This is a genomic window from Nostoc sp. (assembly GCF_036917655.1).
Lineage (GTDB): Bacteria > Cyanobacteriota > Cyanobacteriia > Cyanobacteriales > Nostocaceae > Nostoc.
Map to the genome: position 1 here is coordinate 101,035 of NZ_JBALCY010000065.1, position 14,540 is coordinate 115,574.

General features: G+C 40.2%; 14 protein-coding genes and 1 pseudogene. 6 read left to right on the plus strand and 9 right to left on the minus strand.

The window, feature by feature from the left end; translation table 11 throughout:
• Together V7K30_RS34345 and V7K30_RS22415 are read left to right on the plus strand one after the other, a co-directional pair.
• Nucleotides 1-642, plus strand: a complete 642-nt coding sequence (locus V7K30_RS34345) for an ABC transporter substrate-binding protein (RefSeq protein ID WP_442941095.1) — start codon at nucleotides 1-3, stop codon at nucleotides 640-642.
• 577 nt (nucleotides 643-1,219) lie between these two features.
• Entirely contained in the window at nucleotides 1,220-2,263 is a 1,044-nt protein-coding gene (locus V7K30_RS22415; protein ID WP_335003006.1) for an aliphatic sulfonate ABC transporter substrate-binding protein, read from the plus strand.
• A 22-nt stretch (nucleotides 2,264-2,285) separates the two neighbouring features.
• Here V7K30_RS22415 and V7K30_RS22420 read toward each other — a convergent pair whose 3' ends face one another.
• The 3 genes from V7K30_RS22420 to V7K30_RS22430 all read right to left on the minus strand — a co-directional run bounded on the left by V7K30_RS22420 (nucleotide 2,286) and on the right by V7K30_RS22430 (nucleotide 5,851).
• On the minus strand, nucleotides 2,286-2,513 hold the full coding sequence (locus V7K30_RS22420) for a hypothetical protein (RefSeq protein ID WP_335003008.1): 228 nt from the start codon (nucleotides 2,511-2,513) through the stop codon (nucleotides 2,286-2,288).
• A gap of 288 nt (nucleotides 2,514-2,801) precedes the next feature.
• Nucleotides 2,802-4,907 carry an acylase gene (locus tag V7K30_RS22425; protein WP_335003276.1) on the minus strand — a complete coding sequence of 702 codons (2,106 nt, stop codon included), beginning with the start codon at nucleotides 4,905-4,907 and terminating at the stop codon, nucleotides 2,802-2,804.
• Nucleotides 4,908-5,623: 716 nt separating this feature from the next.
• Nucleotides 5,624-5,851: a hypothetical protein gene (locus V7K30_RS22430; RefSeq protein WP_335003010.1), complete on the minus strand. Its 228-nt coding sequence runs from the start codon at nucleotides 5,849-5,851 to the stop codon at nucleotides 5,624-5,626.
• 400 nt (nucleotides 5,852-6,251) lie between these two features.
• Here V7K30_RS22430 and V7K30_RS22435 point away from each other — a divergent pair, with 400 nt between their 5' ends.
• From V7K30_RS22435 to V7K30_RS22450, 4 genes and pseudogenes are all read left to right on the plus strand, one after another.
• Nucleotides 6,252-6,602 (plus strand): hypothetical protein, encoded by a 351-nt coding sequence (locus V7K30_RS22435; RefSeq protein ID WP_335003012.1) that lies wholly within the window; start codon nucleotides 6,252-6,254, stop codon nucleotides 6,600-6,602.
• 43 nt (nucleotides 6,603-6,645) lie between these two features.
• Entirely contained in the window at nucleotides 6,646-6,972 is a 327-nt protein-coding gene (locus V7K30_RS22440) for an MbtH domain protein (RefSeq protein ID WP_335003014.1), read from the plus strand.
• A gap of 156 nt (nucleotides 6,973-7,128) precedes the next feature.
• Entirely contained in the window at nucleotides 7,129-7,356 is a 228-nt protein-coding gene (locus tag V7K30_RS22445) for an MbtH family protein (RefSeq protein WP_335003015.1), read from the plus strand.
• A 153-nt stretch (nucleotides 7,357-7,509) separates the two neighbouring features.
• A pseudogene (locus tag V7K30_RS22450) lies at nucleotides 7,510-7,698 on the plus strand (ISNCY family transposase); the annotation flags it as partial.
• Between the two features lie 198 nt (nucleotides 7,699-7,896).
• Here the strand turns inward: V7K30_RS22450 and V7K30_RS22455 are convergent.
• The 6 genes from V7K30_RS22455 to V7K30_RS22480 all read right to left on the minus strand — a co-directional run bounded on the left by V7K30_RS22455 (nucleotide 7,897) and on the right by V7K30_RS22480 (nucleotide 13,608).
• Nucleotides 7,897-8,850 carry a class I SAM-dependent methyltransferase gene (locus V7K30_RS22455; protein WP_335003017.1) on the minus strand — a complete coding sequence of 318 codons (954 nt, stop codon included), beginning with the start codon at nucleotides 8,848-8,850 and terminating at the stop codon, nucleotides 7,897-7,899.
• A gap of 55 nt (nucleotides 8,851-8,905) precedes the next feature.
• Nucleotides 8,906-10,270, minus strand: a complete 1,365-nt coding sequence (locus V7K30_RS22460; RefSeq protein WP_335003019.1) for a glycosyltransferase — start codon at nucleotides 10,268-10,270, stop codon at nucleotides 8,906-8,908.
• 118 nt (nucleotides 10,271-10,388) lie between these two features.
• Complete coding sequence (locus V7K30_RS22465) at nucleotides 10,389-11,390, minus strand: sucrase ferredoxin (RefSeq protein WP_335003021.1); 1,002 nt, start codon at nucleotides 11,388-11,390, stop codon at nucleotides 10,389-10,391.
• A 56-nt stretch (nucleotides 11,391-11,446) separates the two neighbouring features.
• Nucleotides 11,447-12,745, minus strand: coding sequence for an MFS transporter (locus tag V7K30_RS22470; protein WP_335003023.1), 1,299 nt, complete (start codon nucleotides 12,743-12,745; stop codon nucleotides 11,447-11,449).
• A gap of 115 nt (nucleotides 12,746-12,860) precedes the next feature.
• Nucleotides 12,861-13,208 carry a PepSY-associated TM helix domain-containing protein gene (locus tag V7K30_RS22475; RefSeq protein WP_335003025.1) on the minus strand — a complete coding sequence of 116 codons (348 nt, stop codon included), beginning with the start codon at nucleotides 13,206-13,208 and terminating at the stop codon, nucleotides 12,861-12,863.
• Between the two features lie 235 nt (nucleotides 13,209-13,443).
• On the minus strand, nucleotides 13,444-13,608 hold the full coding sequence (locus V7K30_RS22480) for a hypothetical protein (protein ID WP_335003027.1): 165 nt from the start codon (nucleotides 13,606-13,608) through the stop codon (nucleotides 13,444-13,446).
• Nucleotides 13,609-14,540 lie beyond the last annotated feature (932 nt).

A 14,540-nucleotide genomic window follows, 5' to 3' on the forward strand; every position in this document is an offset into this window, starting at 1 on the left:
ATCGCAGTTCCTAAAGGTTCTCCAATTAAGACTTTAGCTGATATTAAAGGACAAAAAGTTGTCTTTCAAAAAGGTTCTGCTTCTCACTATTTTATCATCAAAGCTTTAGAAGAAGTCGGCTTGAAATATAGTGATATTAAAGTCTTGAGTATGCCCAATGTCGAAGCTCGTGGTGCATTTATTCAAGGCACTATTCCAGTTTGGGTAACGGGTGATCCTCACTTAGCTTTAGTGGAAAAACTCCACGGTGCGCGGGTGCTGAGAGATGCCACAAATATTGGTACTCCAGGTGGATATTATGTAGGAACACGCCAGTTTGCTAAGGAAAATCCCGAATTACTTCGGATTATCCTGGAAGAGATTGATAAAAACGGTCAATGGGCAGAAGCAAATCGTAAAGAGGTAGCCAAACTAATAGCACCGGTACTTAAAATTGATCTCCCCATTCAAGAAATAATTTGTGGACGCGCTAATTATCGACTTAAAGGAATTACTCCAGAATTGATGAAAGCTCAACAAAGTGTGGCAGATTTATTTTATCATGAAAAAATATTACCCAAAAAGATTGATGTTCAAGAAGCTTTGCTTACACCCAAAGAATATGCAGCTATTACTCCACCAACACTTATAAGTGAAAAGTAGAAAATAATCAGATATGAAGACTGGGGACTAGGAAATAGTTTTCCACTACCAAATCTCGAATCCCTTTAAATCCTTCATGCTAAACAAGCCTAATTGAGGAAAAACCACTTTTTACAAATCTCCAGACTTGATTTTTTAATAAATGCGAATCATTTTAGAAATAGCTAAAAAGATCGCTAAGTTTTTTCAAACCAACTAAAATACCAATTTACTAAAACCAAAAAGAGATTTGTTGAATTAGTGCAATCTCAAGTTTTAATACTAAATTGGTGTTCTAGGAGGTTGAGAGAACAACTTCCAATTATCTTACTTGCTTTTGAAAGTAAGACTTACAACCCACATTCCGCAATTCATTTTGTAATATATGAAGATTAGGAAATATAGCGATGACTAGGTTGGGCTGTGCCTACGGAATCTGATCACAAGCATAGCCCAACTACCAATAATCGTCAGTATTAATATTTAATAACATGACCATTATTGGTAATAATTTTTGAACTATTCATAGAATACATTTTGAAGTGCAGAATATGGGTTACAACTTAAAAGCTAAAACTTACGAGGAAAATCACAACTGATGAACAAGCCATTTAAACCACAACGCCGCACAGTTTTAAAGCGTATTGTCCAATATTCAGCACTGGGACTGTTTGGTTTATTATCTCCCTTTGTTGGTAGCCTTGTGCAAAACACCCAAGCGCAGACAAACACCAAAGTAATTAACTTGGCCTATCAAAGTTCTGGTGATATTGTCAAAGCCAGAAAAATTGTTGAGCCACGTTTCAAAGCATTAGGTGTAACCGTGAATTGGGTTGGGCCATTTGCAGCAGGGCCGCAATTAATAGATGCGCTGAATGCAGGTCAGGTGGATATCGGTAGTGTCGGAGAGACACCTCCAATATTTTCCCAAGCCGCAACGGCAGGCATCCCTCAATTTGTCTATATTGCTGGACGCACGCCCACCGATGGGACAAACCAAGGTATTGTGGTGAAAGCTAATTCTCCCATTAAGAAAGTAGCGGATCTTAAAGGTAAGAAAATTGCTTTTCAGGTAGGGTCCAATGCACAGTATTTACTAGCAAAAGCTTTGCAAGAGGTAGGGTTAAAAATTAGCGATATTCAAATCGTTGCTTTGACTCCATCTCTTGCCCGCGACGCCTTTCTTCAAGGCAATGCTGATGCCTGGGTGGGTGGCGATCCGTTGTTAGCTGTTGTGCAAAGTACTAATACTACTCCAATTCGGATTTTGAGAAATGCAGCCGGAATTAACACTCTAGGCGGATTTTATCTTGGCAGGCGTTCATTTGTCACCCAAAATCCGGCATTGGTGCGAGTGTTTTTAGAGCAAGCAGAGACGGCAGGAGAATTTGCTGAAAAAAACCCAACTATAATTGCCAATGAGTTAGCTCCCGATCTGAAATTAGATGTATCAATTGTAGAAAATGTGGTCCGCCGTAGTGCTTATAAATTGAGAAGACTGACACCTGCGATCATTGCCCAACAGCAGAGCGTTGCTGATTTTTATTTTGCACAAAAAGCCATTACACGTAAGATAGATATCAACCAAGGGATTCTTCCTACTCTACAATATCAAGCCATCACACCTGATAATATCAAGTAACGGTAAACAGGTAGCGGCAAGTTTATTCAGGTATTAAGTTGGCTGGCTCTACTGGTTTAGCAAGATGCTTGTAAAATCCGGCTCTTAGTACTTCTTTTTCGTTAATTTCTCTAGCATAAGCAGTAAGTGCGTAGTTTACCGCCGTAGGCATCGCGCGAATTTGCCCTCCTTGCTCTGATGGCAGCATTCTCAACTGTCGCAATACATCCACTTTTGGCGTCCCAATATCGCTCAAAAGTATATCTGGCAAAGATTGGGTTAAAACAGCTAGTACACTGTGGCGTCAGTTTGCCTACCTTTAACAAGGGGCTTAACAAGTTACTCAACCAACTTGTTAAGCCTATTGTCTGGTTAATTGAGATGGTGGGTGGATTTCCCTTACTCAGTACTGATGTACCTATGACTTACGCATTGACAAGATGTAGTTATAGCAAAAACCGAGCTGGGAGGTTAATTCGTAATTCAATCTTTAAGCCAACGGTAAACAGATAGTGGCACAGGGCAAACGCATTTTAATTGTTAATAAGAATTATTGACCTCAGAATATTTTACGTTCTTCTAGATGGGCAAGAATATCTGAGCGATCGCGCCACACAGTCCGCAACTTTTTGTTGGCGGACATCTCTAACTGGTCACTAATGTGGGGCGATCCGGGTTGAGTTGCATTACCATAACTGGTGAGTGCCATTGCCCGTACAGGGTTGGAAAATTCAATTGCAGCCACATAGGAATCACCTCCAACGGCTTGGAACGTTTGCTCTGCTCCTGGGGCAAATTTGAGTACACGAAAAATTCCCAGCTTGCCATCCCCACCATTGGCAGCTAAATCCACATCACCCAATCGTAGCCGAAAAAGCTTGCCCCACGGTACATCAAGCGCCCCATAAGTCTTTTCTACCTGTGCTGCGACTGCTTGCAGAGTTGCAACTGCACTTTCAGGATTAGCTAAACCATCGGGTGTGGTGCGTGGAGAATTTTCATTCCAGGGTTTACTAAACGCCTTATCTAAGTGCATCTGTTGTACCCAAAAGGCAAATAATACCGCCCCCCGACTATCTGCATTGGCTTGCCGATCCCAGGCTTCTAGAACATTAGCTGCTTGCTGCCCTAAGTCCTTACCGTACTTGCGTGCAGCCGGAATTAAATCATCCAAAATCCGATCAGCTAGTTCCATGCGAGTAGAGTACTTATCTGCAACCATTTCATCAAAAGAGATTTTGTTATCCTCAGCCAACATCCTCGCAGAACGTTGGGAGCGGAAATCCATGAAACGAGGTGCCATGTAAGGTGGATAATTATCTGCTTTAATGGCGGCTGGAAATGTAGTTGTCCAAGGTGGGTCATTTGTATTTTGCAACCAGCCACTCTTAGGGTCAACTATGCGCGGTAAATCTTGGTAAGGATGAATTTTTGTCCACAAGGTTTTAGATGTATTTCCTGGGATTATGCCTTGCCAATATTTAAAATCACCAAAGGAGCGCACTGGAACTTGACCATTGAATAGGTGCATAATATGTCCTTCTCTATCCGCATACATCACCGTAAACATTGGCAATTGCAAGCGCTTAAGTACTGTTTGAAACTGGGTAAGGTTTTTTGCTCGTGCCATATCCCACCACTGCTGGAGTACACCTGGTCGGTCAAGACCTGCAACCCTCAGCGCTACGGCTTTACCATTTTTTTCAACTATCACAGGCCCGTGGACAGAACTTTTCACTACTAATGGTTGCTCTTGCAAGGAGCCATCTTTCTGCTTCACCTTTAAGGAAAGAGTTTTGGAAAGGAAGTTATGAACTTTGTCATCAAAGCGATAACCCTTACCTGCCAGTGTGAGTTCATAAACATCCCAACCATCATAGGTGTTAACGGTGTGAGTCCAACCTAAGTTGTTGTTAAATGCGATCGCCAATACGGGAATACCTACAAGTGTTGCCCCATAAGCATTAATTCCAGGTGTGGTGATTTCGGCTTCATACCACAAAAATAAATCTGACCAGGGTAGATGTGGGTTTGCTAGCAACATAGCGTTCCCATTGGCAGTATGAGTTGGTGCGATCGCCCAACCATTAGATCCTGCTTGCAATTTTTCTTTGCTCAGGTCTAATGCTTCCTCCTGATCGACCACAAAGGTGAAATTGAGTACCCGATGTAAGTGAGCCATGACATCTTCTGCCTTGACTGGTAGCACCACTTCAACTTGATCATCAATCAAGTTAGGATTTTGAGAAGCATAAGCATTGATCCCAGCAGCAAAAGCATCGAGATAACTGCGAAAAGTTGGACTCTGTGCTTTGTACCAAGAAGGAGCGCGTTCTGGTACTCCCACAGTCTGTACCCAACGATCTGAATCCAGGTATTTCTCTCCCCAATATTCGGCTGCGCGTCCCCGTGCTTGACCATAGAGACGCAAAAGCAAATCTCCATGACTTTGCATTTGTGCCCAACCAAAGGCATAAAATGCACTCTGGTCATCTTTTCCGTAGATGTGCGGCACACCATAGGTATCCCATAATATCTCTGTGGATTTTGTTGGTACAGCTATAGTGCGGCTTCCTACCAACAAAACCAGTATTAAACTGAGTATAAAGGGTAAAACGCGTATTGATTTTCTTTTGTAAACTCTGAGTAAAATATCAATCCTCATTAACACCACCATGTACAGATGTAACGCCTGGTGACTAAAACTGCTATTGGTCAAAGAAGCAGGAAAGAAGAGGAGAAGAGTTTTCCCTTTGCCCTTCTGCACATCTGCTAAGAGCGGCCTCTTGGTCACAAGCCAAAGCTGCACGCAAGTGACTTTGACAAAGCAGATTTAAGTTGATCTAACAATACCACTTTATTGAGAAATTATATCAAAGATGGAAGGGTATCCTTTAAGGGACTTCTAAAAAATAAATTATTCCAAAAAAACCAGAAACAGCATTTATTCAATTAAGTGAATTCAAAGGTGTCTGAGGTAGCATCACATACAATACTCAGAGCAACCTGATCCCAGAGTTCGTCTTCTTCCTGCACTGTCATTGTAATAGTCATTGCTGGCGATTGATGGTCAATTTAATGCTACTAATTAGCAATAATCTTATAGTAAATAGGATAAGATATTATGACAACTCCTGACTCCTCACTCTAGCCCGCGTCTTAGTGGTCGCAAGTATCCCGAAACCTTTGTTATGAAGTTAAATTTGGTTTTGCAAGTTTCCTATGTATTCTTTTTTGACCGCCTAAAAACTATCAACCTCTCGTTCCTATTCCTCTGCATAGGAACGAGATCATGTCACCTTGACAGGGCTACTACTCACTCCTAACTTTTTACCTTAATTGTCGCTTATGTTGCGTAAGTCCTGTACTTGTAACTTATCATTATGGCTTTTCTTCCACCATTGGTGCTTTCAATCGCCGGATACTCCGCCATCCCGCTACTACCACGCCAGCGCCTAAACAGAATGTCATTGGGGGCGGCACTGCTCTGGTCTTTCCCTTGGCAGCGATCGCCCAAACTGAACGAATCGCACATGATATCCGCATTCTCGGCCCGATTCGCACCCGTGCCGATGGTGCGATCGCCATTTTGACGATTACTGACAGCATTCTGCAATCCTTAGCTACTGAATAAGTAATTACTCTCAACAGTGGCATACTTAATCTGAATCGTTGCACTGTCCTTGGATCTGCCACAGTGCATCAACTGGAAGCCAGTGAATGTATTTTGCTACTGTCACCATTGAAAATTATCAGCAGGGTTGTGTGCGTTTTAGTGCCTGGGTAACAGAGAGCATCTTGCCTCGTCCCTACTAAAGTGTGAATTGGTATAAGTAGCTTGATATTTTCTCAACTTAATGATAATATTTCTAATTAAGTAATTTCCTCGCTCAACGATGAAAAAAGAAAAAAGTTGGCTTTTAATACCAAAATAGGGTATATCTAATTGAATAATATTCCTAGTTGATAGCACAACATTTGTGGGATCAGTCATAACATTAACCTTTGGATGAAAACTACAGCCAAAAAGAATGTGAACAGAGGTATTACTATGGCAACAATGGGAAAGTATTGCAAAGCTTACTCTTTGAAAAAATTACGTGAGTTCAGTCAGTGGACGGAGTGTGCTGAAAATACAAGGAAAGAAAACAAGGAAGTTGAGGGCAAGAAAGTCGAAATTAATAGGGAGCTAGCTGATGATGACTTTCTTTACCTGCAAGAAAACTACGTAGTCACAGATGGAATTTTCAAGAATGAGAATATCATTTTTGACAATGTAACTCCCGATTGGAAAGAGTTTTGCCACAAGACCCTGGCTTTTGAGATTCCAGTCTACGAACCTATACAAGTCAAAGCATGAGTGGGTCAAGAAAAAGTTGAGTCCTAAAATAGGAGAAACTGCGATGAACGAGTTAGTACAACGATTGTCAGAAGGTCAACATCCTGTCGAAGTAAGCTTACGACCCGAAAAAACAGCTACTGTCTTCAAAGAAAGTATCGACACAGGTTATGTTCATATCAAATTCACGGATACTAAAGGAGGTACTGATTTAGGTGTCAGGCTAGATCCAGAGCTATCCAATTTCAATGAAGCTGACTTTGAGCATCAAACGGGGAAAGTTCACTTGGTTGGCAACCTGACCCTAAATTACGTAAAAGTTCAATGCATTGCAGACATTAACCTCGAAACCTTAGAAGGCAAGGGATACCTTGAACCGATAGAACAGTGATAGCAGTTTCACTCCATTCCAATAGATGTATAGACGCGAAATTATTCCTTTCAATAACGCTAGTCCAATATGTCTTTACGCAACCCTGAACTTAGGTTCCAAGCAAGATGCAACACTCTGATACTAGGCATTAAAAATAACTAACAGGAGGCAAAAATGTATCAAGACGACAAAGAGGACACGACGATTTACAAAGTTGTAATCAATCACGAAGAGCAGTATTCCATCTGGCCTGCTGACCGAGAAAATGCACTCGGCTGGAGGGATGCAGGCAAAAGCGGTTTGAAGGCAGAATGTCTTGAGTACATCAAGCAAGTGTGGACTGACATGAGACCACTCAGTTTAAGGAAAAAGATGGAAGAAGCTGTTCGGAGTCAGACCTAGCACTACCGATTGAGTAATACCAATTTGCCAAAAAAATGTTACAGATTCAAACGATTTTGTTGCATGAAACAGAAAAAGACACACCTTCTTTCAATAGAGTGGTGAATTACTGCTTCACCTAGCTGAATCATGCGATTGAGAGCAGGATATCGCTCTGATGGCACTCTAATCTACAAGAATCCCTTTGCCACAAATCATCATATCACTACTCAAAATGTCGAGGCAATTGTATTAACTGGTTGCATCAGATGGAAGATTGAAAATGAAAATAACAATACACTGCAAACTAAAGGCTACAATTTAGAACGCAATTTTGGGCATGGTAAAAAGCATTTGTCTTCATTTAGACATCTCCGAAAATGAATGTAGAGACGTAGCAGTGCTACGTCTCTACAAGGGTTCTGGATAACGTATATTTAATTTCTGGAGATGTCTATTGTTAGCATCCTTGAATATCCCTCTTCTGTCATTCTCCAAAAACATTTGCCAATCTTTATTTTGATAGTTGGTGAAGTCTGCGACCTATGAAGAACATGCCTTCTAACACGATGTCTTTTCAACTATAACTTGATGACCTTGATGAATAATGTTGACTTTTTTGCAAAATGCCTGCAAAAAAGCATCTATGCCAATTTTTGTGTCTTGCTCAAGGTCGTCTGGAAATGTGTAATCGTAGTCATCAAAAACAATGAGACCTCCGACCTTGACAAGTCCCCAACCTAAAACAGCATCCGTGAGGGCATCACTTGCTAAGTGAGAGCCATCAATATAAAGCATGTCATAATTGGTAAGAGGAAGCGATCGCATCATATCTTGCGAGCTACCAACAATTTTCGTTACTTTTTCTGGCACTTTTGTCTGGGAAATATTGAAATCAAATTTTTCTTCAACGGATTTTATATAACTATCGTTATATTCAAGTTTGTGTTCAATGCTTCCCTCAAAGGTATCTATACACGTGATTCTTGAGGATTCGTGAGTGAGGATGTTATCTAGTAGCCAGCAGGCAGACATGCCTTCCCAACTACCAATTTCTAGAATATTAATTTCAGGCTTATTAGCTAAGTGTATTAGATATTGTTCCCAGATTGGGAGATTTTGACTAAACCAATCAGTTATGAACTCATAACCTTTTACTTTCTTCCAGGCTTGACTCCGGGCAATAGCAGCATAGCCGTACATTTTACGGGCAGACTTAAAGTCGGAGACTGCTTCGCATCTGATAGCTTCTGCTATTAGCACTTTAACTAGATCTAATGTCCAAGTATTAACTTTTTCTATGTCTGCTTTCTCTAGAATAGATAGCCAAGTAGCCATAGCTTCTGATTCTTGTTCCTGAAGCAATAGTGCTAAACATAGATGCCAATAATTAGACATAAAAGTAGGATCAGTTTCAATGCCTTGCTTATAGAAAGCTATTGCTTCACTATACTTTTGTTGAGCTAGATATTTAGCTCCATTTGAAGAGGATCTTTCTTCTAAATTATTACTCACCTTTTTTCTCCTCATCTTCATGATATTTTATGAATCGTGGATCTATTGATAAATTTTAGATGCGTTTCTTCTCTTCTAAAATTTCCAAGATAAATTTTGTTGCCTTTCCAGAGTTTTCTATTTCTCTAAATTTATTTTTCCATGTTTCTAATCGCTGCTTCAACAAAAAATCATTTTCTATTTTCTCAACTAAATCCATGATCAGACTGACAGATGTATTCTTAATGTCACCAACTAGGCCTAACCCATGATATTTTATTCTTTCTGCATTTGCAGGTTGGTCAGCAATTACAGGAAATACTATCATTGGTACTCCAAAAAATATACATTCCTTAACAGTATGTGCTCCTCCTTGTATGATTGCTAAGGATGCTTTTTCTAGAAGTGCTAACTGTGGTGCTCTGTTAATGATTATCGCATTTTCAGGGACAGAGTGAAAGTCTTCAAGATTAATATGATCGCTTACAGATACGACCAATTGGTATTCCTTTTTAAAGGATACAGCATCAATTACATTCTGAAAAAAAAATTGAACTTTATTTTTACTTAGAGTTTGAAAAGTTTCTCCTGTAGTTCCCAAAGAGCAATAGATTAAGGCTTTATTCTTATCTAGTTTTGACCAATCAAAAGAGGGTTCTTCTCTTTGTAAATCTATAGAAGCTTCGGCATAATAGCATCCTTCTTTAGAAGAGTCAGGAAAATCTAATTCCTCCGGAAATAAAAATAGATGTGGTAGTTTCAAAGGAAGGCTATTAGAGAAGTCTAATAATTCTTGAGGGATTTTCCTGCTTCTAGCAAATTTTCTCATAAATTTTTCATAAAAACCTCTTTTTATCAACCAAGGGAACTTGTTTATAATTGCTTGTTTCCAATGTTTAAATTGATATTTATTAGATAAAAGAGAATATCCAGAATTCTCGGTGGACTTGATATTTTTATCTTGTTGGATTAGATTTTTTTGTGATGGTAATGATATCAATGTATCTGTCAAATAAATAGTTAAAATTTTGCATTCATAAGCTATCAACGTTATTACTGAAGCATCCGTAGGGGTAGCTGTACCTATTAATAGCAAATCAGGATCAATTTCTTTCAGTACATTGTGTATTTCTCTGTTTTCTCCTTTATATAAGGAATCAATCAAAGACTTCATAAGTTTCATGTCTTTTTTTTGTTCTAGTAATAGCCTTAGTCCGCTTAAGTTTAAGTTATTATTGTCTTGCTGTTGGAAAAAACCCTTAGGAAACCATTTTTCTAGAATTGACAAAAATGAAAATCCATGCTGACGAACTTTTTCTTCAGAATCTGGCACTCCTAAATAAAATACTTTATGACCAAGTGATTTTAGTGTTTTTGCTAGCTTGAGACTGCCATTAAATTCGCCTTGCAAAGTACTAACGTAAAACATAATAGTTGCCATGTTTAAAACTCCAGTAAAACTGTTTTTATTGCGCTTGAAACTAGTGCTTAACCTCAAGCTATCGATGTACTCAAAGCAGACAAAAACTTGACATTTAGCATGTCTAAAAATTATATTTCTACGCTACTTTTACTAGATGGCTGACGCGGTATTGCTTAACTTCCTCTAAAGGTAGCTGATTACCTGAGTTCCAAGCTGTCATTACAGAACCGCTTGCCTCTACTCTAGCTTCATAAGTACCCTTAATACTTCCATTTTCTGCCGAGAAATTAATGCATACTTCAGCCCACTCTTCATCTGCTTCATCCATTGCCAGCACTTGACCCGATTTGTGATAATTGAGCCAGTCCCAACCCTCTTGCATCCATATCTCCCGCTCCGCGATTTGCTCAAACTTTGATAAACCAGCCCAACCTCGGTAGAACGGGTATAGCCCACTGACGGAACCATTATGCCAAATTAGGAGTTCCAATATTTCTGGCGGCAAATGACCCCAGTAGTGTCCATAAGGCAAATCAATCAGGGTGGGTGCGAACTGGTGTCCCCCAAAATGGCTGCATCGCCACACACGCAGTTGTCCACTACAGGCAGTAGCTAACTCAGAGCGCAACTTGCGATAGATGGGATAACCAAACCGGGCACAAGCAACGTCAACGTTACCATCAGTACAGACCATTAACTCACGAATCTGACTGGTTTTTTGCCGATACTGCTTCCAATCAGGCAGGACAGTTGGCGAGTGAAGCAATGTTTCCAATAACGCCATGACGAAAGAGCCAACTTTAGAATCGGGAATGATAAACTCATGCTTTTCAAACTTCGCAAAAAGCTTTGCGGATCGGCGATAATACAGCACGCGAGTATAACCAGGATGAGAGTATTCGCTATCTGGAACGAGCAACTGACCTCCAATCTTGATCCCATGCTCAAAAATCAGCTTTTCTATCAGAGTCATCGCCGACTGGAGCATGGGATTTTCCTGCCAACGTTTTTCAGTCCAAGGAAGTTGCATCTCAAGAGCTAGACAGTGTTCGTAAGTGGGTGCTGAACCAATGGGGTCTTCACCATTAGCTTTTGAGACAATACAGCAGAAACGACAATTACTTAGAGAATCTTGCATAATCATGTTCACTTCCTTGAAAACGATTCAAAGTTACTGTTACACCTCGCCACCTACTACTCCGCACTGGCATCATAATCTGGCAGGATAATTTCTACCTCACGTAACACACGAAAGGCATATCCACCTAAGCCAACAACTAACATACTTAGTGAAGAAATAACATACAGGAGTGCTATGCCTGCACCACTTCCCGTGCCAAATATCCAACCCAACATGGGGGCAAGAGTACCATCAGGCTTCATTGCAGGTACAAAAACACGATCGGCTAGTGGTCCAGCTATCAAGCTTGCTAAAGCCGAACTGACCGGCATTACCATAGAACGCATTGCGAAAACACGTCCCTGTAACTCAGGTTTTACCTTGCTCAACCATATAGCATCATGGGCACTGCCCATTATTGGGAAATTTAGAGATGAACAGAATTGGGCAGGAATCCAAATCAACGGTATTATCCCCAGACCAAACACTGTTTGGCTCAAACCAGCACCCGCCATACCTAGCAATACTGCATGTATTCTGGGCTGGAAACTACCCCAAGCGCCCACGATCAAAGCCCCAATAATGCCGCCCAACCCTGCTGCCGAATATACAGCACCTAATACTTTAGTATCATTACCAGTGCGTGCCAGAATTAGGGGAGTAACAAGTGAATCGCCAAATTTATCGGCAAAAACGAACACCAACACCAATACTAGCATAGCAAACAGGCTGGGGCGTGCGGCAACATAGCGCCAGCCAAAGTAGAGATCCGGCTTCAGGTTTATGCTCCTGCGCTTACCCACTTTTGTCATGGGAGGTTGCGGGATAGATATTAACAGCACTGTGAGTAAAGCGATCGCAAAAGTAGTGATATCGATAGTTAAGATGCCCACAAGACCAATGACTGCATAGAGGGCACCTGCCAGTGCTGGTGCGATGATCATAGAACTGGAACTGGCCAGGAAGCTGATGCTGCTAGCGCGATTGTACTGCTGCTTGGGCACCATCATTGATACTGATGCCGAGAATGCCAGTGTTTGAAATTGCTGAAAAGTCCCCTTGACAGCCACAGCTAAGTATAAATGCCATAGTTGCAAATTATGAGTTATGTAAAGCAGTAACACAGTTATGGTCAACAGCCCACTCACCGTGTCACCAACCATCATTAAGTATTTACGATTCCAGCGATCTACAATCACCCCAGCTATGGGAATAATTAAAATTTGCGGCACTTGTGCAAAGAAGCTAAACAAGGCTAATGCCGTAGCTTGATGCGTGAGTTCCCACACCCAGATAGTGAAAGCAAATCCGGTCATGCCACTGCCAATGATCGAAAGAATTTGACCGAGCCAGACAATAATGAGGGTACGCACTTATATCAATTTCCGATTATGGATTAGCGGTGATCAGTTATCAGTTACAGCAGTTTTCAGGTATTTAAACCACGACTAAGACGGGGAATGGGGAGTAGAGAGTGGTGTAATTCAATTATTTGAAAAGCCCTGTAAGCTCAAAGCTTCTGTTAATTAGGGTTTTATCCGATCGCCCACCGATAATTTTGCCTGTATAAGGGTTGACAAAAACCTCTATCCCTTGCTCATCAGTTGATGACAACTGCCCCAGGTAGGGAGAAGAAGGAGTATCTGGCAAATAAATCCGATAAAGATGGAGATCACCTCGCGCAGCATACTTCGCCTCAATTGCATTCACCACAGACTCTGGGGATAACTCCACCTGTTGGGGAGTAATGTGTCCATATTGTTGACTAATCATAAAGTGGTCAAAATCTTGCTCGAACACTAACAAGCTACTTGTTAACCCAATAACAATTAGCAATAGTCAAACACAAAAACCGATAGTTCTGTGCAGGTAAAAAACGATAGAACGTAGTTTTTTCCGATTCATAATCGCCACGAAAGCAAGTTGGATTTTTACCCCTCTCAATCCTCGCGATGGATTGGGGCGAAGAATTAGACTACCTCCCCAATCCATTGTTAAAAAGTAAAAACATAATCCCCATAAATAAATTTAGTTGCTCTCCAACCATTCCTTATTTTCTTTCTTTTGCCTTTTAACTTTTTACTTTGAATGGTTGATTGGAATTAGCATCTGTTGGAGTTGACTTGGGATGCTCTGATACACCTATCCCTACTTCTTGACTACTAGCAGCAGTTGCCATCAACACAGTCAAAGAGCTTGTTAACAACAGGTAGGGAAGCAATTTTTTCAGTTTCATTCCAATTCAGATCCTCACGGTCTACTAGTACCCTTAGGGCTTAATAGAAAATTTTTTCACTTCAAATCTGAAATTAAACTATTTTAGCCATAAAGTAAAGTGAGAATATATTGCAAGATATTTGACAGTCATTCTCAAAATTTTCAGTCTTCTAAAGCCACAAGATAGTTAGTCTCTTGAGCAGATGGACTCAAATTGATACAACTACAAGATAAGTACCGTTAGTGAAAACGCTCTTGTTGTGAACATTTGCAGGGTTCCAAGAGATGTTAAGTAAATTAACTGTTAGTATTACGTTATGTTACAAAAGATAAAAAATGGCTTGAGAATTCCTTAGTACATGGCTGAGGAAATCAAAAACCATTTAACAAAATGTCAAATGCCCAGAGAAAAAAGGATTTTAAATTTTGAATTCTGCGTCTCCTATAGATTACTGATACTAAGATTTAGCGAGAAATCAAACCACCACAAAACAACACGATATATATAAAACTGATAGTAAAAAATTTTATGATAATTAATATTTATTAATGAGTAGTTGCTTAAAAGAATCTATTCTATTAAGCTAAGCATAACTAATTGAAAAAGACTATCAATAAAATCTTGGTTTTATATTTGCAATAGCACTCAGTACTTTGCAAAAAAACCTTGTTGTTTGAGTTTTCTGAGTGATCTATACGTTAACTTTCAATAAACGGGAGCTGAAACCCCTATGAAATGGTAAATTTTCGTGGAATGAAGTGTTTCTTTGATTTGTAGCAGGTGGTGTGCCGCCAGTTGGGATGCTTTCAAGAAACACATTTTATAACTCTTGTATATCAAGCCTTCTAGGAAATAGTGTTTCTTTCATCTGTTGCTAGCGGCTAAAAGCAGCTAGTCGGAGGCTCATATCTTGCACATCTCCGTATAAGTAGGTAAGCGAAAAAATTTAT

What these genes read in the sequence shown, in the direction of transcription:
- V7K30_RS22415 (WP_335003006.1), top strand. Translation starts at nt 1,220, where the DNA reads ATGAACAAGCCATTTAAACCACAACGCCGCACAGTTTTAAAGCGTATT.
- V7K30_RS22425 (WP_335003276.1), bottom strand. Translation starts at nt 4,907, where the DNA reads ATGAGGATTGATATTTTACTCAGAGTTTACAAAAGAAAATCAATACGC.
- V7K30_RS22430 (WP_335003010.1), bottom strand. Translation starts at nt 5,851, where the DNA reads ATGCTGTCAGTAATCGTCAAAATGGCGATCGCACCATCGGCACGGGTG.
- V7K30_RS22435 (WP_335003012.1), top strand. Translation starts at nt 6,252, where the DNA reads ATGAAAACTACAGCCAAAAAGAATGTGAACAGAGGTATTACTATGGCA.
- V7K30_RS22440 (WP_335003014.1), top strand. Translation starts at nt 6,646, where the DNA reads ATGAACGAGTTAGTACAACGATTGTCAGAAGGTCAACATCCTGTCGAA.
- V7K30_RS22445 (WP_335003015.1), top strand. Translation starts at nt 7,129, where the DNA reads ATGTATCAAGACGACAAAGAGGACACGACGATTTACAAAGTTGTAATC.
- V7K30_RS22460 (WP_335003019.1), bottom strand. Translation starts at nt 10,270, where the DNA reads ATGGCAACTATTATGTTTTACGTTAGTACTTTGCAAGGCGAATTTAAT.
- V7K30_RS22465 (WP_335003021.1), bottom strand. Translation starts at nt 11,390, where the DNA reads ATGCAAGATTCTCTAAGTAATTGTCGTTTCTGCTGTATTGTCTCAAAA.
- V7K30_RS22480 (WP_335003027.1), bottom strand. Translation starts at nt 13,608, where the DNA reads ATGAAACTGAAAAAATTGCTTCCCTACCTGTTGTTAACAAGCTCTTTG.